At 67.7% G+C, this 22,257-nt stretch carries 19 protein-coding genes; 14 read left to right on the top strand and 5 right to left on the bottom strand.

Translation table 11 applies throughout. The features are described from left to right. Positions 1 to 205: 205 nt before the first annotated feature. From C5B96_RS06150 to C5B96_RS06140, 3 genes are read left to right on the top strand one after another with little or no spacing between them, the layout of a single operon-like run. Positions 206 to 769: a 2Fe-2S iron-sulfur cluster-binding protein gene (locus C5B96_RS06150; protein WP_104243970.1), complete on the top strand. Its 564-nt coding sequence runs from the start codon at positions 206 to 208 to the stop codon at positions 767 to 769. Beyond that, complete coding sequence (locus C5B96_RS06145; protein WP_104243968.1) at positions 766 to 1,758, top strand: xanthine dehydrogenase family protein subunit M; 993 nt, start codon at positions 766 to 768, stop codon at positions 1,756 to 1,758. The genes C5B96_RS06150 and C5B96_RS06145 overlap by 4 nt, the downstream gene beginning before the upstream one ends. Then, positions 1,755 to 3,845 (top strand): xanthine dehydrogenase family protein molybdopterin-binding subunit, encoded by a 2,091-nt coding sequence (locus C5B96_RS06140; protein ID WP_104243965.1) that lies wholly within the window; start codon positions 1,755 to 1,757, stop codon positions 3,843 to 3,845. Before C5B96_RS06145 ends, C5B96_RS06140 begins: the two co-directional genes overlap by 4 nt. A 35-nt stretch (positions 3,846 to 3,880) precedes the next feature. Here C5B96_RS06140 and C5B96_RS06135 read toward each other — a convergent pair whose 3' ends face one another. From C5B96_RS06135 to C5B96_RS06125, 3 genes are all read right to left on the bottom strand, one after another. Beyond that, positions 3,881 to 4,267 carry a hypothetical protein gene (locus C5B96_RS06135; protein WP_104243963.1) on the bottom strand — a complete coding sequence of 129 codons (387 nt, stop codon included), beginning with the start codon at positions 4,265 to 4,267 and terminating at the stop codon, positions 3,881 to 3,883. A 108-nt stretch (positions 4,268 to 4,375) separates the two neighbouring features. After that, a complete protein-coding gene (locus tag C5B96_RS06130; protein ID WP_104243961.1) occupies positions 4,376 to 5,359 on the bottom strand; it encodes an alpha/beta hydrolase in 984 nt (327 codons plus the stop codon). After that, positions 5,352 to 6,833, bottom strand: coding sequence for an MFS transporter (locus C5B96_RS06125; protein ID WP_104243959.1), 1,482 nt, complete (start codon positions 6,831 to 6,833; stop codon positions 5,352 to 5,354). The genes C5B96_RS06130 and C5B96_RS06125 overlap by 8 nt, the downstream gene beginning before the upstream one ends. Before the next feature lie 177 nt (positions 6,834 to 7,010). Here C5B96_RS06125 and C5B96_RS06120 point away from each other — a divergent pair, with 177 nt between their 5' ends. Further along, positions 7,011 to 7,631: a TetR/AcrR family transcriptional regulator gene (locus C5B96_RS06120; protein ID WP_158507123.1), complete on the top strand. Its 621-nt coding sequence runs from the start codon at positions 7,011 to 7,013 to the stop codon at positions 7,629 to 7,631. Positions 7,632 to 7,648: 17 nt separating this feature from the next. Here C5B96_RS06120 and C5B96_RS06115 read toward each other — a convergent pair whose 3' ends face one another. Together C5B96_RS06115 and C5B96_RS06110 are read right to left on the bottom strand one after the other, a co-directional pair. Beyond that, complete coding sequence (locus C5B96_RS06115) at positions 7,649 to 8,773, bottom strand: glycosyltransferase (protein ID WP_104243955.1); 1,125 nt, start codon at positions 8,771 to 8,773, stop codon at positions 7,649 to 7,651. 49 nt (positions 8,774 to 8,822) lie between these two features. Continuing rightward, complete coding sequence (locus C5B96_RS06110) at positions 8,823 to 10,499, bottom strand: alpha-keto acid decarboxylase family protein (protein WP_158507122.1); 1,677 nt, start codon at positions 10,497 to 10,499, stop codon at positions 8,823 to 8,825. A gap of 115 nt (positions 10,500 to 10,614) precedes the next feature. On the opposite strand from C5B96_RS06110, the gene C5B96_RS06105 reads away from it, so the two are divergent. The 10 genes from C5B96_RS06105 to C5B96_RS06060 all read left to right on the top strand — a co-directional run bounded on the left by C5B96_RS06105 (position 10,615) and on the right by C5B96_RS06060 (position 22,029). Continuing rightward, positions 10,615 to 11,757 (top strand): CdaR family transcriptional regulator, encoded by a 1,143-nt coding sequence (locus C5B96_RS06105; protein ID WP_146078096.1) that lies wholly within the window; start codon positions 10,615 to 10,617, stop codon positions 11,755 to 11,757. A gap of 167 nt (positions 11,758 to 11,924) precedes the next feature. Then, positions 11,925 to 12,968, top strand: coding sequence for a galactitol-1-phosphate 5-dehydrogenase (locus tag C5B96_RS06100; RefSeq protein ID WP_199176563.1), 1,044 nt, complete (start codon positions 11,925 to 11,927; stop codon positions 12,966 to 12,968). Continuing rightward, entirely contained in the window at positions 12,965 to 13,921 is a 957-nt protein-coding gene (locus tag C5B96_RS06095; protein ID WP_104243949.1) for a sugar-binding transcriptional regulator, read from the top strand. Before C5B96_RS06100 ends, C5B96_RS06095 begins: the two co-directional genes overlap by 4 nt. A 28-nt stretch (positions 13,922 to 13,949) precedes the next feature. After that, positions 13,950 to 14,972, top strand: coding sequence for a deoxyribose-phosphate aldolase (gene deoC / locus C5B96_RS06090; protein ID WP_233189033.1), 1,023 nt, complete (start codon positions 13,950 to 13,952; stop codon positions 14,970 to 14,972). A gap of 13 nt (positions 14,973 to 14,985) precedes the next feature. Next, positions 14,986 to 16,485, top strand: a complete 1,500-nt coding sequence (locus C5B96_RS06085) for an aldehyde dehydrogenase family protein (protein WP_104243947.1) — start codon at positions 14,986 to 14,988, stop codon at positions 16,483 to 16,485. Beyond that, a complete protein-coding gene (locus C5B96_RS06080) occupies positions 16,482 to 17,345 on the top strand; it encodes an aldehyde dehydrogenase family protein (RefSeq protein ID WP_104243944.1) in 864 nt (287 codons plus the stop codon). Before C5B96_RS06085 ends, C5B96_RS06080 begins: the two co-directional genes overlap by 4 nt. 166 nt (positions 17,346 to 17,511) lie before the next feature. Continuing rightward, positions 17,512 to 18,555 carry an alcohol dehydrogenase catalytic domain-containing protein gene (locus C5B96_RS06075; RefSeq protein WP_158507121.1) on the top strand — a complete coding sequence of 348 codons (1,044 nt, stop codon included), beginning with the start codon at positions 17,512 to 17,514 and terminating at the stop codon, positions 18,553 to 18,555. Then, entirely contained in the window at positions 18,552 to 20,156 is a 1,605-nt protein-coding gene (locus C5B96_RS06070; protein ID WP_104243940.1) for an FGGY-family carbohydrate kinase, read from the top strand. Before C5B96_RS06075 ends, C5B96_RS06070 begins: the two co-directional genes overlap by 4 nt. Continuing rightward, positions 20,153 to 21,028 (top strand): sugar phosphate isomerase/epimerase, encoded by an 876-nt coding sequence (locus C5B96_RS06065; protein WP_104243938.1) that lies wholly within the window; start codon positions 20,153 to 20,155, stop codon positions 21,026 to 21,028. The genes C5B96_RS06070 and C5B96_RS06065 overlap by 4 nt, the downstream gene beginning before the upstream one ends. Before the next feature lie 26 nt (positions 21,029 to 21,054). After that, positions 21,055 to 22,029, top strand: coding sequence for a sugar-binding transcriptional regulator (locus C5B96_RS06060; RefSeq protein WP_146078095.1), 975 nt, complete (start codon positions 21,055 to 21,057; stop codon positions 22,027 to 22,029). The last annotated feature ends 228 nt before the right edge of the window (positions 22,030 to 22,257 follow it).

The following is a 22,257-nucleotide window of genomic DNA, read 5'->3' as shown; positions in this document are numbered from 1 at the left end:
CTGGCGCTCATTCTCACTCTCAGAAAAGCGTCAATCACCTGCTGAGAACTATATGGATCTGGAAGTGCCGGCACCATTGCCGATTTGTTACGATCTCGATTCTCGTTTTGAGAATCCGCGTGCTTCCGGGGTGCGCTGTTGAGAGGGCTTCTGTACGGGTTGAGAATTCCGGCCCACCGTGCAGAGAATCGTGCATACTGCTCTCATGAGCCCATCCGAAGTGCGCCCGAACTCGGCGCCATCGAGCTCCATCGCCCTGTCGGTCAACGGCCGGGAGCGTGCACTCGAGGTCGACAACCGTGCCTCCCTGCTCGACACTCTGCGTGAGCGCCTCGATCTCACCGGAACCAAGAAGGGCTGCGATCACGGCCAGTGCGGAGCCTGCACGGTTCTCGTCGCAGGCCGCAGGGTGAACAGCTGCCTCACGCTGGCTGTCGCGGTCGAGGGCGACGAGATCGTCACCGTCGAGGGCCTGAGTGACGGAGACCGGCTCCACCCTGTGCAGCAGGCTTTTCTCGAGCGAGACGGATTCCAGTGCGGTTACTGCACGCCCGGCCAGATCTGTTCGACCGTCGGGTTGCTGGCCGAAGCGAAGAAGGGGTGGCCCAGTCACGCGACGGCCGATGTCTCACATGTCTGCGGGCCGGAAGGCGTGACACTTGACGAGAACGAAGTCCGTGAGCGGCTGAGCGGAAACCTCTGCCGGTGCGGGGCCTACGCCAACATGGTGCCCGCCGTGCTCGACGCCCAGGCGGCGGAGCGCCGATGAAGCCCTTCGGTTACGAACGGCCGGTCGATCTGGCGGCTGCCGTCACCCTGCTCGCCGAGCGGCCAGACGCCCGGGTGCTGGCCGGCGGAACGAACCTCGTCGACCTGATGCGCCTCGGCGTCGAACGGCCGGGGCTGCTGATCGACGTCAACCGCCTCGGGATGGACGGCATCGAGCCGATGGCCGGAGGCGGTATCCGCATCGGAGCCGGAGTGCGCAACAGCGACCTGGCCGGTGACATCGGCGTGCGAACCGCCTTCCCTCTGCTCGCCGAAGCGGTTCTGGCCGGCGCCTCGGGGCAGTTGCGCAACATGGCCAGCGTCGGCGGCAACCTGCTCCAGCGCACGCGGTGCCTGTACTTCGCCGACACCAGCAAGCCGTGCAACAAGAGAGAGCCGGGTTCCGGATGCTCGGCCCTCGCCGGTTCGTCGCGGGAACTCGCCGTGCTGGGCGCATCCGAAAGCTGTATCGCGACATTTCCCGGTGACATGGCCGTCGCGCTCAGCGCGCTCGGCGCCCGGGTCGAGTTCCAGACGGAACGGGGAGAGCACGTCGTCGACATCGACGACTTCTACCGTGACCCCGGCGACCACCCGGAACTCGACACCACCCTGCCGCCCGGCGCGATCATCACCGCGGTGCACGTGCCCGGCCTGCCGGTCTCGGCGCGTTCCACCTACCGCAAAGCACGGGACCGTCGCTCGTTCGCCTTCGGTCTCGTCACCGTCGCTGCCGCGCTCGAGGTCGACGACGGCATCGTGCAAGGTGTCCGGCTCGCCCTCGGCGGAGTCGCTCACCGGCCCTGGAGGGCACGCCGGGCAGAAGCCGAACTGGTCGGCCGACCGGTCGCCGTCGCGGCGATCGAGCGGGCGATCGACGCCGAGCTCTCGGAGGCCCGGCCGACCCCGGAGAATGCGTTCAAAGTGCCGCTGGTGCGAAGACTGGTCACCGGCACCCTTCTGCGACTTGCGGCGGAGGATGGCCGATGAGCGTTCTGGGTCGGCCCCTTGCCCGCCTCGAGGGCCGGGAGAAAGTGACCGGCAGTGCCCGGTACGCGTTCGAGAGTTCTCCGCCCGGTGTGCTCTACGCGTGGATCGTGCAGTCCACGATCGCTAACGGAACAATCCGGGAGATCGACTCCGGCGAAGCGCTCGGCATGCCCGGCGTGCGGTTCGTGATGACCTGGCAGAACGCGCTGGCACTGAACGACGCCGGTGACGCCGAGCTGCTCGTGCTGCAGTCGCGGCAGATCTCCTACCGTGGCCAGGTCGTGGCGCTGGTGCTGGCCGAGACGCTCGAGCAGGCCCGGGAGGCGGCCGCCCAGGTCTCGGTCACGTACGACAGCGAGCCGGCCGATGTCTCGCTCAGCACGACGCATCCGCGCCTCTATGCGCCCGCTTACACGAACGCGATGTTCGCGACAGACAGCGTCGTCGGCGATGTCGAAGCCGCGCTCGGTGCGGCCCCCGTGACGATCGACGCCACCTATTCGACCCCCGCCGCCTTCAACAACCCGATGGAACCGCACGCGACCGTGGCCGAGTGGCACGGCGACGATCTCGACCTGCTCGACGCCACACAGGGCACCAACTGGGCGCGCGAGACCATCTCCGCTGTGTTCGGCCTGCCTCCGGAAAGCGTGCGCATCCGGAGCCAGCACGTCGGTGGTGGTTTCGGGTCGAAGGGCCCGACGCGCCCGAATGCGGTGCTGGCCGCCATGGCGGCGCGGCTGGTCGGCAGGCCCGTCAAGATCGCCTACACGCGGCAGATGATGTTCGGGCTGTCGGGCTACCGCTCACCCACGATCTCGCACATCCGGCTGGCGGCCGAAGCTGACGGCCGGCTCACCGCCGTCTCCCATGAAGCGTTCGGTCAGGTCTCCCCGATCCAGGAGTTCGTCGAGCAGACGGCGGTGCCGACGCGGCACATGTACGCTGCGCCCAACCGGCTCACGACCCACCGTGTCGTGGCTCTCAACCTGCCGACCCCGAGTTACATGCGCGGCCCCGGTGAGACGCCCGGACTCTACGCGCTCGAGAGCGGAATGGATGAACTCGCCGCAGCCCTCGGCATCGACCCCGTCGAACTCCGCATCCTCAACGAGCCTGCGATCGATCCCGAGTCTGGCGAGGCGTTCAGCAGCCGGAACCTGGTCGGCTGTCTTCGGCGCGGAGCCGAGCGCTTCGGCTGGAGTGCGCGCGACCCACGCCCAGCTGTGCGCCGCGACGGCCGCTGGCTGGTCGGCACGGGGGTCGCGGCATCCATCTACCCTGCAGATGTCGTCCCCAGTACGGCGCGCATCACGGCGTATCCGAACGGCCGGTTCGAGCTGGCGGTCAACGCCACCGATATCGGAACGGGCGCCCGCACCGTCGTGATGCAGATCGCAGCCGACTCGCTCGGCGTCGAGGCGTCGTGCATCGACGTGCGGATCGGCGACACCGCCCTCCCGGCGGCTGCCCCCGCCGGCGCCTCCTGGGGCACCGCGTCGTGGGGCTGGGCGATCATGAAGGCCGGCGCGGCCCTGCTCGAAGCGTTGCAGACCACGCCGCGCATCCCGGACAGCGGGCTCAGTGTTCTCTCCGACACGGCCGAAGAGGTGGCCGCGATGACGAAGATGGCGCGGTTCGCGTTCGGTGCCCAGTTCGTCGAGGCTCGCGTCGATCTCGAATCCGGTGAAGTCACGGTGCCCCGGATGCTGGGGGTGTTCGCCGCAGGCCGCATCCTGAACCCGCGCACCGCCCGCGCCCAGTTCGTCGGGGGCATGACGATGGGGCTCTCGATGGCCCTGCACGAAGACGCCGTGGTCGACGCGAACGCCGCGGACTATGCGAACCGCGACTTCGCGAGCTACCACATCGCCGCCCACGCCGACGTGCCCGACATCGACGTCGAATGGCTCGACGAAGAAGACGGCAACATCACCCCGACCGGCGGCAAGGGTGTCGGGGAGATCGGAATGGTCGGCACCGCGGCTGCGGTGGCCAACGCGGTCTGGCACGCCACGGGCATCCGCGTGCGCGACCTGCCCATTCACCCTGACAAGCTCATCGAGCAGTTGCCCAGCCCCTACTGAGCACGAGGTTCAGCGCGGCGTCAGCCAGCGCGGCGTCAGTCCGTGCCCGTCGATCTGCGGCGAGCTCGGCGCTCGTCGCGCTGCTGCCGCATCAGCTGGAGGTTCCGCTGGCGGAAGGCGGCGTGTCTCGCGCTGTCGTCGGGGATGGGCTTGCCGCGCACCACGTAGACGAAGCCGGCGATCATCAGCGCGACCCCGGTCGGCACGAGGAGAAGCAGCATGATCTGTGCGCGACCGCGGCCGTCGATCTGCACCTGGGCGGCGGCGAAGCCGAAGAGAAGGGCGAGCCCGAGGATGGCGATGCCGGCCCCGGCCAGGACGAGCCACCAGCCGGAGAAGAACTTCGTCGGTGGACCGGCGTCCTGGTGATCATCAGGGTCGTGGTCACCTGAGCCTGGGATGTCTCTCGAGTGCACAGACATGGTTGCCCCCAGCCGCAAACGGATCGTTGTTTCCGTCGAGCGTAGCTCCTGGAACGGCGCATCCCGCCCGAATGGTTCCGCGACATCGCCGATGGTCTGCCGCCCGATTCAGGCGAGCGGGGTGGGCGGACCGAGAGTGCGTCGAGTCCAGTCGGCCAGGGCGGCGATCGCTGTCTTCGAGAGGGCGGCGTCGGGCATCATGCTCGTGAAACCGTGGAAGGCTCCCGGCCAGACGTGGAGTTCCGCGTCGACCCCGGCAGCCCAGAGGGCGCTGGCGTAGGCGACGGCCTCGTCTCGGAACACCTCGGTGCTGCCGCAGTCGACGTACGTGCGCGGCAGACCACGGAGGTCTGTCGCCCGGGCGGGTGCGGCGTAGACGGAGACATCGTCGGTGGCGCGACGGGCACCGAGGTAGGCGTTCCAGCCGAAGCGGGTCATCTGCCGGTCGGCGACCCCGATGCCGTCGATCTGCAGCGTGGAGACGGTGTCGTCGCGATCGTCGAGCATCGGTGAGACGAGTATCTGCGCCAAGAGTCTCGGGCCTCTGCGGTCGCGGGCGAGGAGTGCGGTACCGGCGGCCAGCCCACCGCCGGCGCTCTGGCCCGCGAGGATGATTCGCTCGGGGTCGATGCCGAGCTCGTCGGCGTGCGCGGCGACCCAGGTGAGGCCGGCGTAGCAGTCCTCGACGGGGTAGGGGTCGGGGTGCTCGGGGGCCAGGCGGTAATCGATGCTGAGGAGCACGACGTCGTGGTCGAGGAGCCAGTCGTCGTACGAGTCGAGGTTGCCGAGGTGGTGGCCGAACATCATGCCGCCACCGTGGATCGTGTAGACGGCGGCTGTCGTGCCGGTGCGGCCGATGCGCTGGATGATGGCCAGCTGGATGGGGTCGCCGAGGTGTCCGGGCACGGTGACGCTTCGTCGTTCGTAGCCACGGAGACGCAGGCGCTCGTCAAGCTCGTCTTCGGTGATGTCCAGCTGACGCATGTGCGGCAGCATCGAGTTCGACAGGGTGAAGGGCCCCCGAGCCTCCAGGGCGGTGAGGAAGGTCGCGAGTTCAGGGTCGAACGGGGGGCGGACGGTGTGGTCAGACATGGGTGGGCTCCGGGGTGGTGGTGGTTGCCGAGGTCAGGGTGGTGTGGCGGGCGCGGACGATGCCGAGCGCGACGAGGGCTGCGGCTACGGCGGTGATGGTCAGGCCGGCGATCGTGAGGGCGGTTTCGAACGTGTCGACACGCGCCCGAGTCCACGACCCGCTCGTGATGCTGCCCGTGACCAGGGCGGCGAGGATGGTGCCGGTGGCGGTGATGCCGACCGCAGTCGCGATCTCGCTGGCCGTGTCGACGAGGGCGGCTCCGATGGAGGTGCGATTCTCTGGCAGGCCCCGCAGAACGTTGGTGCCGGCGACCACGCCGACCACCCGCATCCCGGCAGCCACCAGCGCGAGTGCGAGCGCGACCCAGACGTAGCCGAACCGGGCGAGGGTGGCGAACACGGCGAGGCCGGCCACAACCGAAGCGGCGCTCATCCACGCGGCACGGCCGAGGCCCACCCGGGTGACGAACGGGCCTACCAACCGCCCGCTCGCCAGGAGCACGACGACCTGGGGCAGGGTGCCGACCGCCGCGAGTGCGGGTGACCACCCCCAGGCGAGCTGCAGCTGCAGGGTCACGAGGTATGACAGGCCCGCCATGGCGAGACCCGCGGCGGCCTTGTAGGCCAGCCCGCTGGAGACCAGGGGTTCGGCGATGAGGCGCAGGTCGAGCAGCGGGAAGCGAGCCGTGCGCTCCCGGATGACGAAGGCGGCTACCGAGAGTACGGTCACCACCACCAGTCCCCACGACGGCCAGGCGTCGACTCCCGTGACGAAGAGTGTCGGGGTGACGAGCACGCCGACGACGGTGAGGGTGCCGAGGATTGCGCCGGTGACGTCGATCGGGTCACCGTGCAGGTCGGCCTTCTGATCGGTCGCGACCCCGATGCGGATGCCGATGAACGCCAGTGCGGCGACGGGTGCGGTCGCCAGGAGGAGCACCTGCCAGGGGGCGACCGCGAGCACGAACCCGCCGATGGTCGGTGCGATCGCCAGACCGACGAGCCCCGCAGTGGAGATCACGGTCAGCGCCCGTACCTGCAGGTCGTGCGGGGTGAACAGGCGGAATGCCAGCGCCATCGTCCCCGGGGTCGTCATCGCAGCGGCGACTCCCATGAACGCTCGAACGACGATGAGCTGCGGCGTGGAGGTGACGAAGACGGTCAGAACGCTCGCTGCGGCGAGGAGGGCAAGGCCGGTGAGCATGACACGGCGTCGACCGAATCGGTCCGCCACTGCTCCGAAGAGGAGCATGAGGCCGCCGAAGGCCACCGAATACGCCCCCGACACCCATTGCAGTGCTGCGGTCGATGCTCCGAGGTCACGGCCGATGGTGGGCAGGGCGACGTTCAGGATCGAGTTGTCGAGCATCTCGAACAGGAACACGGCAGACAACCCGGCCAGGGCGATCCACGCGTCGCTCAGGCGAGCCGGTGGGGCGGCCTTTCGGGGTGAGGTCTTCGATTGCAGAGACATGGGCGCACTCCTTCGAGGAAGAAGTGGCGACTCCCTCGAGACCGCGTGCGCATTTCCGCCAACCGAAGCTGAGCGGGGTTTTTCCCTCTGACCCGAATCTACAACACCTCGGTTCGGTCGCGCCAATTCGGGAACGCACAGCTCGTCGGCGCCAGCGAATGGTTATACGGTCTAGGGGTGACGTCTCGCAGCTACTCCTCCGTTCAGCGCAGGCAGACTGCCGCGCTGACCCGGGAGAGTGTGCTGGATGCCGCCGAGAGACTGTTCGCTGAACAGGGTTACCAGGCCACCACCCTCGTCAGTATCGCGGCCGAAGCGAGAGTCGCCGTGACGACCGTCTATGGCAGCGTGGGCAACAAGGCGGAGATCGTCGTCGCCATGCTGCGTCGCGGCATGGCCGAGCCCTCGATCGAAGAGACCATCCGGCGGGTCGAAGGCGCCACGTCTGCCCGGGATGCGATATCGGAGATGTCGCGCGGCATCTGCTCGACCATCCAGAAACTCCTGCCGCTGGTGAACATCATGTACGACACCGCGCCGACCGATCCCGTCATCGCCGCGACGGTGCGGGAGATCGAAGAGACCTACCGTCACAATCTGACGCCACTGGTGTCGATGCTTGAGCGCAATGGATGGCTCGGGCCACAGCTCAGCCCGGATGTCGCTCTGGACATCCTGTGGTTCCACTTCGGCATCCCGCCGCTCCGCACAGTGGCCGAGCTCGGCTGGGCGTGGCCGACGACCGAGATCTGGCTGGCGGACCAGGTCGCGTACGCGCTTCTCCGCCAGCCAGCCTGACATTCCCGTCGATCCGCTCAGCTCAGCTGCGTGACGAGTGCGTCGATCACCGACCCGGCGGTGGGCATCGACGCCATTTCTGCAGCCACGCGTTCGACGGCTCTCTGGTAGCTGGGGACTTCGGAGAGGGCAGCCAGGGCGGGGCCCACCTCGGCTGGGGCGGAGACGACGACTGCAGCACCCGACGAAGCAGCGCTGGCTGCGTTGATGAACTGGTCCGCCCCTTGCGGCATGACGACCATGGGAAGTGCTTCGCTGAACGAGGCGAGCACGGTGCCGGCGCCACCCGAGTTCACGATCAGATCGACACCCGGCAACAACTCGGCCAGAGGAACGAAGCCGACGAAGTGAACACCCTCGCGGTCGTCGGGGCGACTCTCTCCCGGTGCGATACCCGCGGTGGCGACGACGTCGAAGGTGCCGAGATCGATCGAGCCGATGATCTCCTCGACCGCTTCGACGCTGGAGAAGACGGTACCCAGGGTGACGAGCACGCGCTTCTTGCCGGAGGGAACCGGCGGCAGGAGATGCCCGGTAGGAGCGATCCTGCGGTGCGGCATCGACCGGAAGAGAAGGTGGTTGGCCGGCGCCGTCCATCCGGGCTGCTGCAGGCTCGGGGGAGTGGGGTCGATGTAGTTGTGCGGCGGCAGCGGAGCCAGGCCCCGGCGTCGGTATCGCTCACCGGCGACGGCGAACATGGGTTCGGTGAACTCGGGGGGAACCGCGGGGCCGAAGGCGAGAACGCTGAAGGGAATGCCGAGGGCGGAAGCGACGAGAGGGCCGACGAAATCCGTCGCCTCGGCCACGATCAGGTCTGGCTCCCATTCTCTTGCCCGGCGGATGGCTTCGTCGGCCGTGAGGTCCACCCGTGCTCCTGCGAAGAACGAGGCGACCGTCTCCGGCTGTGGGTCGCGTGCGGGATCACTGCCGGGGAACTGGCGTGCCACCTCCTCGAAGATGGCGGCGGGCATCGGGCCCGCGGCGAGTACCGGGGTGTCCGGGAGATCCGGTCGGAGGGCATCGCGCATGCCCTCGCTGGTGAGGAGCGCGGTGCTGTGGCCGGCAGCGTGAGCTGCGGTGGCGAGAGGGACGAGCGGGAGGAGGTGGCCGTAGGCGGGAACGCCGCTGAAGAGGATTTTCATGTATTCACACTAACCGCATTAGTCTGAAAGTCAGACGTGAGCTTTCCCTTCAGCCCTGGTAGCCGTTACGACGGCTGACGGCGTCGGCGACGGCCTGCAACAGCGGGGGCACGTCGAGCACAGGAAGCACCGCTTCGACCAGCACGAGTCGGTCGCTCGACTGGGCCTGGGCTAACGCGCTCCTGAACTCGGCGACCGTGGTCGCTCTCAGGCAGAGGGCGTCGGTTGCGCCCAGGGTCGGTGCGACGCTCTGCCAGTTCCAGGGCGCGATGTCGTTGTAGGCGGATTGCGCTCCGTGGATGGCGCGTTCGACGGTGTACCCGTCGTTGTTGATCACTACGATGATGGGCGTCGCTCCGGCCCGCTGGAACGTGCCGAATTCCTGCGCGGTCAGTTGCAGTGAGCCGTCGCCGATGACCAGCAGTACGCGCCGCGAAGGATCGGCGACCTGTGCGCCGAGAGCGGCCGGGAAGGTGTACCCGATCGACGACCACATTCCCTGCGCCACCACCGTGGTGTCTTCGGGCAGCCGACTCTGCAGAAGGGCGTAGTACGAGGTTCCGGCTTCGGCGGAGACGGTCTGATGCGCGGGGAGCCGCTCGGTCAGCACCGCCCACGTCGAGGCCTGCGACAGGGGTTCGTCATCGGAATGGGTCGATGGTGCCGCCTGTTGCAGCTGCACGCTCTCTGCCTCCGCCGTGGTGCCGGCTGCGAGAACGTCTTCGACGATTCGCAGCGACTGCAGCATCGCGACGGCGTACGGGGTACCCGCTACGCGCGTCTCCTCTGGGCCGATCTCGATCATCCGGTCGCTACGTGGAACGGATGTGAAAGGCACGACTCCGCCGGTGAACAGTGTGCCGAAGACGATGACAGCATCCGCCGTCTCGACGGCCTCCCGGGCACTCCCGGTGCTGAGTTCACCCGCGTAGAGGCCCAGGAACAGGGGAGCGCTCTCGTCGAGTACTCCCTTGCCACGGTGCAGGAAGGCGGTCGCAATCTGGGTCTCGTCGACGAGGGCTCGAACCTCCGCGGCCAGACCGAATCGCGCGGCTTCGTGCCCGGCGACCCCGACCACGGAGCGAGCCGGTAGCAGCAGGTCTTCGAGGTGTCTCTGCAGCCGGCTCCGGTCGGCTTCGACCCTCTCACCGCCCTCCCGGGAGACGACGGCGAGAAGAGAGGATGTCGGCGGTTCCACCCGCAGCAGCGCGATGTCGCTCGGGACGGTTATCTGAACGGGCTGGCGGGTGACGATCGCGGTGGTGAGTACACGGTCGATCTCGGCGGTGGCGTTCGACGCGGAGAGAAAGGCAGCGGCAGCAGTGATCTCCTCGCCGATCCGGATGAATCGGCTGTAGTCACCATCGCCGAACGTGTGGTGCACAGGGGCGGAAGCGGCAATAGCCGTGGTCGACGGAGCACCGGTGATCTGGATGACGGGGACATTCTCTGCCCGAGCTCCAGCCATGCCGTTCACTGCCGAAAGCTCTCCGACCCCGTAGGTCGTGGCCAGCGCGCCGAATCCGCGGAGCCGGGCATAGCCGTCTGCCGCGTACGACGCGTTCAGTTCATTGGCGCAGCCGATCCATTCCACCCGATCGTCGTCGAGAACGCGGTCGAGAAATCCCAGGTTGTAGTCACCGGGAACTCCGAACAGGTGGGAGATGCCCAGATCGGCCAGACGAGTGAGCAGGTAGTCGCTCAGTGTGAAGGAGTTATTGTTCATAGTGAATATGTTTTCCGCTCCCGAGACGCGGTCATAGCCGGATTGTCGAGAAGATCGCCGAGCGGAGTCTGGAGAATCCGCAAGGTGTACACAAAACAGACAGGAGGGCGGTCGCGTGGGCGCAAGCCTGTTCACCACGGTGTCGAAGACGCTTCCCGCCGTGACGCGTGGGGCCGTTGCCGTCATCGTCGAGCAGATCCCCGAATACCGATCAGTCGACTCCCGTGAGCATCACCACCTCGTCGAGCGGCAGCTGGGTGCTCTTCTCGACGGTCTCGAGGATGGACGGGGGCCGAGCGACCTCGATCTGGCGTCTGCACGCGAACTGGGAGGTGTTCGAGCGCTTCACGGTCTGGAGCTGAGGCACATCATCTCCGCCTATCACCTCGGCTACGAATTCCTGTGGATGAGGCTCTCGCGGCGCGCGGCAGCCGAGGGAACCGAGATGTCGCTCGCGCTGCTGGCGGCCGTCGATACGTTCTGGATGTGGACCGCGCGCGTCTCCACCGCTGCCGCAGACGGCCATGCCGCCGTCACGGCAGAAGAACAGATCCAGCGGGCCGAAGCCGGCCATCGCTTCGTCTCCAATCTCTACGCCGGGCAGGCCGAGCACGAGTCAACAGCGCGGCTCGCGCAGAGCGTCGGGTTCAACCCGACCGCATCGTTCACGGTGATCGCGCTGCCGTCGGCCGAACAGGACCGGGACACCCGACAGATACTCGAACGCCTCGCGCGGCTGCTTCGGGTTCCGTCGTATGTCGAGTCACGAGGCAACGCAGTGCAGCTCCTGCTCCAGACGGCCGACCGCGAGGCGGTGCTGCAGCACACCGGTGATCTCCCCGCAGGTGTCGGCGTCAGCGCAACCAGGTCTGGGCTCGGCGGGCTCGCTCTCGCCCTCCGCGATTCCGACGCTGCGATGGCACTGGCGGCACAGACCGGCGCTCACGTCATCGACTACGAACGCTCGTGGTTGCCGACCATCCTCCTCGGGCATCGAACCGAGATCGCGCCGTTCATCACCCCACGCACCAGCACCATCAAGAGTCATCTCGCAGACGCTGTGCTGGCGTTCGCCGGCAATGGGTTCTCGGTCGCGACGGCTGGAGAGATTCTGCATGTGCACCCCAACACGGTGCGGTACCGGCTCGATCGGTGGCACCTCGTCACCGGATGGGATGTGCGGAGCCTCAACGGCCTGCAGTCCTCTCTCGCGTTCCTCCAGATCTCCGCCTCCAGCCCGCTCGATCGTCGCGGGTAGCCTCGGCTGAGGCTGCCTTCTGCGCATCTGCGCGCTCGGCAGCTGCTCACATGAGCAAAAGCCGCCTCAACTGTGGATCGGTGGCCGGTATGTGCCTAACCTGACCTTGTTGGGCACGGATCGGAGTGCGCGAAACGCGACACCGTGCAGACGAGGAGACGAACGCGATGACCGAACAGATGACTGCGGCACTGATGTACGAGCCCGGAGACGTGCGCGTCGAGCAGGTGGAGATTCCCGCGATCGGGCCCGACGACCTTCTGGTGAAGGTCGCGGCGTGCGGCGTCTGCGGTTCGGACATCCCGCGCATGAACTTCTCGGGCGCCTACCGGTACCCGCTCATCTGCGGCCACGAGTTCTCGGGCCATGTCGTCGACGCCGGCGCGAACGTGACCGGTTTCGCGCAGGGCGACCTCGTCTCGGTGCCGCCCCTGCTGCCCTGCCGCAACTGCGAGAGCTGCGCCGAGGGCAACTTCAGTCTCTGCGAGAACTACGACTACTTCGGCAGTCGCCGCGACGGCGCGTATGCCCAGTTCGTCGACGTTCCTGCCGACAACGCCCTGTTGATGCCGAAAGACCTCGACCCCCGCGCAGCCGCGATGATCGACCCGTCGGCCATCGCCCTGCACGCCGTTCTGAAGTGCGGTGACATGACCGACAAGCGCGTGGCGGTGCTCGGCGCGGGGCCCATCGGGCTCTTCGCGGTGCAGTGGGCGAAGCTGTTGGGCGCGGGCGAGGTGCTCGCTCTCGACCTCAGTGAGGAGAAGGCCCAGATGGCACGCGTCGCCGGCGCCGATCTCACGGCCCTCACGTCGGAGGAGGCGCTCGAAGCCGCCGGGCGCGGCTTCGATGTCATCATCGAGACCGCCGGCGTGCCGCCCACCATCGCCCTCGCCCCGAACCTGGCCGCGCGCCACGGCCACGCTGCGTTCATCGGCATTCCGCACCAGCCCGTGCAGCTCGACAAGGGCACGTTCAGCAACTTCCTCCGCCACGAGGTCAGCCTGCACGGCAGCTGGAACTCGTTCTCGGCGCCGTTCCCGGGAACGGAATGGACGGACTCGGCCGACAGGCTCTCCGACGGCAGCCTGAAGTGGGAGTTCATGATCACCCATGAGCTCCCGCTGGCGGAGGTGCCCGGCACCATGAAGGCGCTCGCCGATCGCAGTATCTTCAGCTCGAAGGTGCTCTTCATGCCGAACCAGCCGTGACCGAAGACGAAGAGCTGCTGGCGGTCAAGGCCGCCGAGCTCTACTACGAGAGCGACAAGACACAGGGGGAGATCGCTGCCCTGCTGCACGTCACGCGGTGGAAGGTCGGGCGGCTCATCGCCCAGGCCAAGGAGCGCGGTTTCGTGCGCATCGAGATCGTGCACCCCCGGGCCCGCCGACTGCCGCTCGAGCGTTCGCTCAGAGAGACGTTCGACCTGCACGACGCCGTCGTCGTTCCGGCACTCGGCGAAGGCGACTCCGACGAATTGCGCCGGCGTGTCGCTCTTGCAGCGGCCGAGTACCTCTCCTCGGTTCGCCCCGTGCCACGCACGCTCGGCGTCAGCTGGGGCCGCACCCTGCACGACGTGGCGTCGCAGGTGAAGCAGGGGTGGGCCAACGGCGTGAACGTCGTACAGGTGAATGGCGGGGTGAGTCTCAACCGGCGGGCGAGTTCGGCCGCCAACACTGCGGTCATGCTGGCACAGAAGGCGAGCGGCTCAGCGACGATGCTGCCGAGCCCCGCCATCCTCGAGCGGGTCGAGACGAAGCGGGCGATCGAATCCGACCGCACCGTGGCCGGGGTGCTGGAGCTCGCCCGTTCGGCCAGCACGTACCTCTTCAGCGCCGGTGTCGTCGAAGGCTCGTCGGTGCTGGTCGAGAGCGGGTACATCTCGGCGGCGTACCTGGCCGAGCTGCGCGAGAGGGGCGCCATCGGCGACGTTCTCGGTCGGTTCGTCGATGCGAACGGGATGCCCGTCGATCCCGATCTCGACGAACGCACGATCGGCATCGACCTCAGCGACCTCCGATCGGCCACCTCGGCGATCGCCGTCATCGCGGGGGAGTCGAAGCACGACATCTGCCGCACGGTCGTGACCAGCGGGCTCTGCTCGGTGCTCGTGACCGACGAACTCACCGCCGAGCATCTGCTCGACGAGACTCTCTGCGTGTGAGCCACGCGAATCCTCGGAAGGAAACACCGTGACCAGTCAGATTCCCGTCAAGGCGCAGAACGCGCCGACGGACCGCGCAGCAGAGGTGCTCGGCGGCCCCGTCTCCGACACCAGCCTGCGCCGGTACCTCGAAGGCATTCCGGGCGTGGACGCCGTGGGCCTCGAAGCCCGGGCAGCGAGCCTCGGCACCCGATCCATCAAGACGACGTCGAAGGCGCGCGCGCTCGACACGATCATCTCCCTCATCGACCTGACGACGCTCGAGGGCGCAGACACCCCGGGCAAGGTGCGCTCGCTGGTCGCGAAGGCCCTGACTCCGGATGCCGCGGACCCCACCTGCCCGCGGGTCGCTGCGGTGTGCGTGTACGGCGACATGGTGGCTTCGGCCGTCGATGCGCTCGGCGCTTCGCACGGGCTCGACACGGCGCCCGGCGGCATCAACGTCGCCGCCGTGGCCACGGCTTTTCCCAGTGGGCGCGCTTCGCGCTCGGTGAAGCTCGCCGACACGGCCGAGGCCGTCGCTGCCGGTGCGGATGAGATCGACATGGTCATCGATCGAGGAGCTTTTCTCTCGGGCCGCTACGGCGAGGTCTTCGACGAGATCGTCGCGGTGAAGGAGGCCTGCCGACGCCCCGACGGGAGATACGCGCACCTGAAGGTGATTCTCGAGACCGGTGAGCTGAACACCTACGACAACGTGCGCCGGGCATCCTGGCTCTCGATCCTCGCCGGGGGCGACTTCATCAAGACGTCGACAGGCAAAGTGGCGCCGGCGGCGACCCTTCCGGTGACCCTCTCGATGCTGGAGGTCGTTCGCGACTGGTACCGGTTGACCGGTGAGCGCATCGGCGTGAAGCCGGCCGGCGGCATCCGTACGTCGAAAGATGCGATCAAGTACCTGGTGACGGTGGCCGAGACCACCGGAGTCGAGTGGTTGCAGCCGCACCTCTTCCGGTTCGGCGCATCGAGCCTTTTGAACGATGTGCTGCTGCAGCGCCAGAAGCTCAGCACAGGGCACTACTCCGCCCCCGACTACGTGACCATCGACTAGAACAGGCGACCCCATGACACTCACGACCCCCTCTGCGCTGGACTTTCTCGACTACGCGCCCGCCCCCGAGTCCCGCGGCATCCTCTCTCTCCGCGAGGAATACGGCCTGTTCATCGACGGCGAGTACGTCGAGGGGCACGGCACCCCGTTCGCCACGATCTCACCCTCGACGGGTGAACACCTCGCCATGATGGCCGCCGGCAACGCCGAAGACGTCGACCGCGCTGTCGCTGCAGCACGCCGGGCCTACACGACAGTGTGGTCGCGCATGCCGGGCGCCGAGCGGGCGAAGTACCTCTTTCGCATCGCCCGCCTGGTGCAGGAGCGTTCCCGCGAACTCGCCGTCGCGGAGTCGCTCGACAACGGCAAGCCGATCAAGGAGACCCGCGACTTCGACGTTCCGACCGTGGCGGCGTGGTTCTTCTACTACGCAGGCTGGGCCGACAAGCTCGAGCACGCCGGCCTCGGGCCCGACCCGCGCGGGCTCGGTGTGGCGGCCCAGATCATTCCGTGGAACTTCCCGCTGATGATGCTGGCCTGGAAGATCGCGCCGGCCCTGGCAGCGGGCAACACCGTCGTCATCAAGCCCGCGTCGACCACTCCGCTCACGGCACTGCTCTTCGCAGACATCCTGCAGCAGGCAGACCTGCCGGCCGGCGTCGTCAACATCCTCTCCGGCCCCGGGAGTATGGGCAGTGCCATGGTCGAGCATCCTGACGTCGACAAGGTCGCCTTCACCGGTTCGACGGAGATCGGCCGCGGAATCGCCCGCGCCATTTCGGGGAGCCGCAAGAAGCTCACGCTCGAACTCGGCGGCAAGGGCGCGAACATCGTGTTCGACGATGCTCCGATCGACGCGGCCATCGAGGGAATCGTCAGCGGCATCTTCTTCAACCAGGGGCAGGTCTGCTGCGCGGGATCCCGCCTGCTCGTGCAGGAGTCGATCCACGACGAGGTCGTCGAGCGTCTGAAGCAGAGGCTGACGACACTGCGGGTGGGCGATCCGCTCGACAAGAACACGGACGTCGGCGCCATCAACTCGGCGTCGCAGCTGAAGACCATCACCGACCTGGCCGACGCCGGCGAAGCCGAGGGTGCCGTCAAATGGAGCGCGCCCTGCGTGCTGCCCGACAGGGGCTTCTGGTACGCGCCCACCATCTTCACGGGGGTGTCGACGTCGCACCGGATCGCCCGGGAGGAGATCTTCGGGCCCGTGCTGAGTGTTCTCACCTTCCGCACTCCCGCCGAAGCGATCGCGAAGGCGAACAACACGCCCTATGGTCTCTCGGCGGGCATCTGGAGCGACAAGGGCAGTCGTGTGCTGGCCGTCGTCGACAGGCTGCGGGCCGGGGTGGTCTGGGCCAACACCTTCAACAAGTTCGATCCGGCCAGCCCCTTCGGCGGCTACAAGGAGTCGGGGTACGGCCGCGAGGGTGGTCTGCCGGGCATCCAGTCGTATCTCACGACCGGGCCGACCGACGCCGTCACCGCAGCGAAAGGAAGCACGAAATGAGCCGTCTCAGCGTGGCCAAGACCTACAAGCTCTACATCGGCGGCGCTTTCGTGCGCAGCGAATCCGGCCGGGTGTACGAGGTGACGACGAAGAAGGGAGCGTTTGCCGCCAATGCGGCGAAGGCCTCCCGCAAAGACGCCCGGGACGCCGTCGTGGCTGCCCGCACCGCGACCGCGAAGTGGGCGGCGCTGACGCCGTACAACCGCGGCCAGGTGCTGTATCGCGTGGCCGAGCTGCTGGAGGGTCGGCGTGCCCAGTTCGTGCAGGAGATCGTCGGGGGAGAGGGGGTCTCGGTGGCGGCCGCGAATGCGCAGGTCGACGCTGCCGTCGACCTCTGGGTCTGGTACGCCGGGTGGTGCGACAAATACCTGCAGGTCGCCGGAACCGCGAACCCGGTCGCCGGCCCCTACTTCAACCTGTCGGTGCCCGAGCCCACGGGTGTGGTGGCGGTGATCGCTCCGCAGGGAGCGGCAGACTCCCTCCTCGGTCTGGTCTCGACCGTCGCCCCCGCGATCGTGAGCGGCAACGCGGTGGTCGTGATCGCGAGCGAGAGCGCGCCCCTGCCCGCGGTGAGTCTCACGGAGATCCTGGCGACCAGCGACCTGCCCGGGGGCGTCGTGAACGTGCTCTCCGGTTCGGCGGCCGAGATGGCGCCCTGGCTGGTGGCCCACGCCGATGTCAACGCCGTCGATCTGACCGGTGCAGACGAGTTGGACTGGGCGGGTCTCGAGGCCGAAGCTGCGGGCACCCTGAAGCGTGTGGTGCGGCCCACCGGCCGTACGCTCGCTCCGCCTGCGCTGTCGCGCATCACCGCGCTCACCGAGACGAAGACCGTCTGGCACACCAAAGCCCTGATCTGATCTATCGGAGCCACGGCGTGCTCTTCTGAGCAGCGCCGGGCCTCTCCGGCGCACAGATGTTGCACCTCTTGACGCCGGAGAGGCCGAGGGCCTTGACTCATCTCTAGAACATCTGCTCTGCAGCTGTACAAATGCTCACCGACTCACAATGACGTTCAGGACGGTAATGCTTGCTCTCGAGTTTCAGGCTCCCCACACTCTCGGGCTGGTCGACGCACCCCAGCCCGAAGCTGAAGACGGTGACGTCATCGTCGATGTGGTGCTGGCCGGCATCTGTGGAACAGATCTGAAGATCACCCGCGGGGAGCATCGCCTCTACCCCGCCGGCACCGTTCGCGTTCCGGGGCACGAGTTCGTCGGCCGGGTTCGCGAGGGCCGCGCCGACGGGGTCGGCCCGGCAACCGGAACTCTGGTCGCCGTCGCGCCGAACATCAGCTGCGGACACTGCACCTCCTGCCGCCGGGGTCGCGCCAACCTCTGCCTCGACTACGAGTCCGTCGGCCTGACCATCGACGGAGCCTTCGCAGAGAGCGTCAGAATTCCCGCCCGTGCGGTGGAACAGGGCAACCTCATCCCCGTGCCCGACGGTCTCGACCCTGCTGTCGCGGTGCTGATGGAGCCGCTGGCCGCCGTCTACCGCGGTCTCACTGCGATCGGACTCGTACGGGGCGAGAGCCTCGTGATTCTCGGCGCTGGTCCCATCGGTCTCATCGCGGTCATTCTCGCCCGGCAGCTCGGGGCCGGTTCCATCATCGTGAGCCAGACGTCGGCCGGCCGACGGCAACTGGCCGCCGATTTCGGAGCGACCGTCACCATCGACCCCCGGGCAGAGAACCTGGTCGACCGGGTGTGGGAGGAGACGGCAGAAGTGGGAGCCGACTGCGTTCTCGTGGCCACACCGGTCGCCGAGCTCTACCCCGAAAGCCTTCGGCTGGCCGCGGTCGGTGGTCGTATCAACTTCTTCGCAGGCCTCCCGGGTGGGCGGGGCGAGGTGCCGATCGACGCCAATCTCGTGCACTACAACGAGCTCTTCGTGACGGGCTCGACGGCGAACACCACCGACGACTGCGAGGCCGCACTCGCCATCCTGGCTGCCGACCCCGAGGTGTATCTGCCTCTCATCTCCCACCGGTTCGCCCTCGAAGACAGCCTGGAGGCCTTTCGGGTCTCGGCGGCGGGCGTCGCCCTGAAGGCGGTGGTCGAGCCATGAGCGGCCCCGTCTTCGTCGCCTGCGACATGGGCACCACGCTCATCAAAGCTGCGGTCATCGACCTCGACGGTCAGATCGTCGCGACGGCCGCGGTCGAATCCGTTCTCGACACACCGCACCCCGGGGTCGTCGAGCAGGATCTGCTCGAGATGGAACGCCAGGCCCACACCGCCATCCGGCGTGCCGTCGAGGCCTCCGGCCGGGCAGCCGATGTCGCCGGCATCTCGTTCTCGAGCCAGATGGCCGGCATCGGTGCGGTCGGCGACGACTTCGAGCCGGTGATGCCGTTCGACTCCTGGCTCGACTCCCGCTGCGGCACCGACATCTACGAGATGGCCGAGCACGCAGAGACCATCACGCGTATCTCCGGTGGGCCGCCCACCTACAGCCACGGCCCGAAGGAGCGTTGGCTGAAGCGCACCCGGCCCGAGGTCTACGCCCGCACCGCGAAGTTCCAGGTGCCGGGGCCGTTCGTCTCGGCCCGGCTCGCGGGCCTGCCTGTCGACCAGGCCTACATCGACACCGCGAACCTCTGCTTCTCGAACCTCTCCGACACCGAACACGACCGGTGGTCGCCCGAACTCATCTCGCTGTTCGGCCTCGACATCGAGAAGCTCCCGCGTATCCTGAGCCCCACCGACCTCATTGGTACGGTCACCGAGCAGGCGAGCATCCAGACCGGTATTCCGGCGGGTGTCCCCATCGCTGCCGGTGGCGGCGACCAGATCGTGGCGTGCCTCGGCGCCGGCATCGTCGAGATCGGCCAGGCGTCTGACTCGGCCGGCACGGCGAGCCTGTTCACCATGGTGATCGACCGTTGGTCCCCGGATGTCGCGGACATGGCCATGGTGACCTCGAAGTCGATCGTGCCGGGCGGTTTCATCTCGTTCTCGTACATCAACGGCGGCGGAATCGGCCCCGAATGGATGCGCCAGACCATCGCTCACGACCCGGCTCCCGCCGACGAGGCCTTCGCCACTCTGCAGCGACTCGCCGCTGAGGTTCCGGTGGGCAGCGGCGGTCTGCTCTGGCTGCCGCACTTCCAGGGGGGCGTGCTCCCGGCGAAGCCCTACCTGCGGAGTGGATGGGTGGGCGCCACCGGCAGCCACACCCGGGCGCACCTCTACCGCTCGATGCTCGAGGGCATCGCCTTCCAGTACGCGGCCTGGGCCGACCGGGCCCCGGCGATCATCGGCCGACCGCTCACCGAGGTGCGCGCCATGGGCGGCGGATCGAAGTCCGACCTGTGGGTGTCGATCAAGGCCGACGTGCTCGGCGTGCCCTTCGTCAGAATGCCGAAGGCGGAGTGCGCCCTGCTCGGCAACGCGCTGATCGCCGCCGCGGCCACCGGCCACATCGACGACATCGGCAGGGCCGCAGCGAGTTGGCACACGCTGCCGCAGCCGTTGCAGCCCGATGCTGGGCGCCACGCCCGCTACGCGGAGCTCCGCGAGATCTTCGACCTGCTCAGCGCCCAGGTCGACCCGGTGTTCCGTCGGTTGCAGCAGTTCTCCGACGTCGACGCGCGGGCAGCTGAAGACCTCCCTCCCGCCACACCATCCATCGAAGCAGAACCAGCGCAGAATGAGAGAAGACAATGACGAACATCATCGGATGCCACGGAGCGGTCTGGGCGGGCAGCATCGACGACGAGGGCTTCCGTGCCATGGTCGAGGGAACCAGGAAGGCGGGCTTCGACATGCTCGAACTCCCGCTGCTGGATCCCTACGGCTTCGACGCCAAGGCGGCGCGGGCGATCCTCGATGAGAGCGGGCTCGGCATCAACGCGAGCCTGGCCCTCAGCTACGACACCGACATCTCGAGCGAGCGCCCGGAGGCGATCGCCGCCGGCGAGGCCCTGCTCGAGCGGGCTGTCGACGTACTGCACGACCTCGGAGGCCACTACCTCATCGGAGTCACCTACGGCGCCCTCATGAAGCATGCGGGCCCGGCCACGGAGCAGGGTCGCCGGAACGGTATCGAGGTGCTGCGACGCATCGCCGAGAAGGCCCGTGCGGCCGACATGGTGCTGGGGCTCGAAGTGGTCAACCGCTACGAGAGCAACCTCTTCAACACGGCGAAGGAGGCGCTGGCCTACCTCGACGAGATCGACAACGACAACGTGAAGATCCACCTCGACACGTACCACATGAACATCGAGGAGTCCGACATGTTCGGCCCGGTGCTGGCCTCGGCAGACAAGCTCGGCTACATCCACATCGGAGAGAGCCACCGCGGCTATCTCGGCTCGGGATCGGTCGACTTCGACTCCTTCTTCCGCGCCCTGGCGATCGCCGGCTACACCGGTCCCATCACGTTCGAGTCGTTCTCGTCGGTCGTCGTCGACCCGGGGTTCAGCAACATGCTCGCGATCTGGCGGAACCTCTGGGACGACGCCGACGACCTGGGGCGTGAGGCGAACTACTTCATCCGCAACAAGCTGCGCGCGGTCGAGACCATCACCCTGCAGTAACCCGGTCGCGAGAGTCCGGCCAGACCGTGACAGGCACAGTGCGCTCGAACCCCGGAGACGACCGACTCCTCGTGCGCGCCGCCTACCTCTACTACCGTCTCGACCTCACGCAGGCCCAGGTCGCCGACAGGCTCGGCCTGAGCCGCGTGAAGGTCGGGAGGCTGCTCGCCTCCGCACTCGAGCGGCGCATCGTCACCATCGACATACGCCACCCGCTCACTCGGCTCGCCGAGATGGAGGTCGATCTCGAGAAACGGTTCGGGCTGCGCGACGTGGTGGTCGCGTCATCCGCAGCCCTCGCCGGCGAAGACGACCTGCAACTGCTCGCGGTCGCGCAGGCGGGAGCCGACTACCTGACCTCGTTGGAGCTCAGGCACACGGCTGTCGCGCTCGGCTGGGGCACCACGATGCGGGCGGTCTCGGCCGCGCTCGACGACGGATGGGCCGACGACGTCGACGTCTTCCAGCTCAACGGAGCGATACCGATGTCGAACTACGCCACCGGCGCCGGCGAGATCATGAACCGGTTCGCTGAACGGGGGCACGGCAGGGCGCATCTGTTGCAGGTGCCGGGCATCGTCGATCGCACCGAAGTGAGACACGCGCTCGAGACCGAGCGGAGTGTGAGCCGGGTCTTGGCCGGCGCCCGCGCGGCTCCCTTCGCGGCGTTCTCGCTCGGCAACCTCACCGCTGACTCGGTGCTCGTCTCGTCGGGCTACCTCGACTCCGAGAGCCTCGGGGCGCTGCAGGCGAGTGGGGCGGTGGGCGACATCATCTCGAGGTTCATCGGTGCCGACGGCGCACTCAGCGACACCTGCCTCGACGAGCGCACGATGGGCGTCGAACTCGCGACGCTTCGCGCGCAGGGTGGGCGGGAGCGGGTGATCGGCATCGCCGCCGGTACGGCGAAGGCGCCGATCGCCCGCGCCGCGATGGCAGGCGGGTACATCGACACGCTCATCGTCGACGACTCGCTGGCCCTGGCGCTGCTTGCGGGGTGACGAGCCCTGCTCATTCGAGCAGCATCGCAACAGGTGAACGCTCACCTGCGCACACCCTTGTGTGCCGAGGAATGTCGCGGTTGACTCAAAACCCTCAACCGTCGAAGCAGATGTGTTGGGATTGCGCAGATGTTCAGGATTCGCCCGGCCACTCAACGGTGTTCGGTCGGGGGAGTCGGAACAGGGACAGGCGGCTCCTGCAGGGACAGGTGCCGATGTCGCCTCGTG

Origin of the sequence: Subtercola sp. Z020, from assembly GCF_002931235.1 — a bacterium.
GTDB lineage: Bacteria > Actinomycetota > Actinomycetes > Actinomycetales > Microbacteriaceae > Subtercola.
Note: the sequence above shows the minus strand (reverse complement) of the source record. Positions and strands in the feature narration are given on the sequence as shown.

Bases quoted from the DNA above. Each gene is read 5' to 3' on its own strand.
- C5B96_RS06150 (WP_104243970.1), top strand. From the start codon at position 206: ATGAGCCCATCCGAAGTGCGCCCGAACTCGGCGCCATCGAGCTCCATC.
- C5B96_RS06145 (WP_104243968.1), top strand. From the start codon at position 766: ATGAAGCCCTTCGGTTACGAACGGCCGGTCGATCTGGCGGCTGCCGTC.
- C5B96_RS06140 (WP_104243965.1), top strand. From the start codon at position 1,755: ATGAGCGTTCTGGGTCGGCCCCTTGCCCGCCTCGAGGGCCGGGAGAAA.
- C5B96_RS06135 (WP_104243963.1), bottom strand. From the start codon at position 4,267: ATGTCTGTGCACTCGAGAGACATCCCAGGCTCAGGTGACCACGACCCT.
- C5B96_RS06130 (WP_104243961.1), bottom strand. From the start codon at position 5,359: ATGTCTGACCACACCGTCCGCCCCCCGTTCGACCCTGAACTCGCGACC.
- C5B96_RS06125 (WP_104243959.1), bottom strand. From the start codon at position 6,833: ATGTCTCTGCAATCGAAGACCTCACCCCGAAAGGCCGCCCCACCGGCT.
- C5B96_RS06115 (WP_104243955.1), bottom strand. From the start codon at position 8,773: ATGAAAATCCTCTTCAGCGGCGTTCCCGCCTACGGCCACCTCCTCCCG.
- C5B96_RS06110 (WP_158507122.1), bottom strand. From the start codon at position 10,499: ATGAACAATAACTCCTTCACACTGAGCGACTACCTGCTCACTCGTCTG.
- C5B96_RS06100 (WP_199176563.1), top strand. From the start codon at position 11,925: ATGACCGAACAGATGACTGCGGCACTGATGTACGAGCCCGGAGACGTG.
- C5B96_RS06085 (WP_104243947.1), top strand. From the start codon at position 14,986: ATGACACTCACGACCCCCTCTGCGCTGGACTTTCTCGACTACGCGCCC.
- C5B96_RS06080 (WP_104243944.1), top strand. From the start codon at position 16,482: ATGAGCCGTCTCAGCGTGGCCAAGACCTACAAGCTCTACATCGGCGGC.
- C5B96_RS06075 (WP_158507121.1), top strand. From the start codon at position 17,512: ATGCTTGCTCTCGAGTTTCAGGCTCCCCACACTCTCGGGCTGGTCGAC.
- C5B96_RS06070 (WP_104243940.1), top strand. From the start codon at position 18,552: ATGAGCGGCCCCGTCTTCGTCGCCTGCGACATGGGCACCACGCTCATC.
- C5B96_RS06065 (WP_104243938.1), top strand. From the start codon at position 20,153: ATGACGAACATCATCGGATGCCACGGAGCGGTCTGGGCGGGCAGCATC.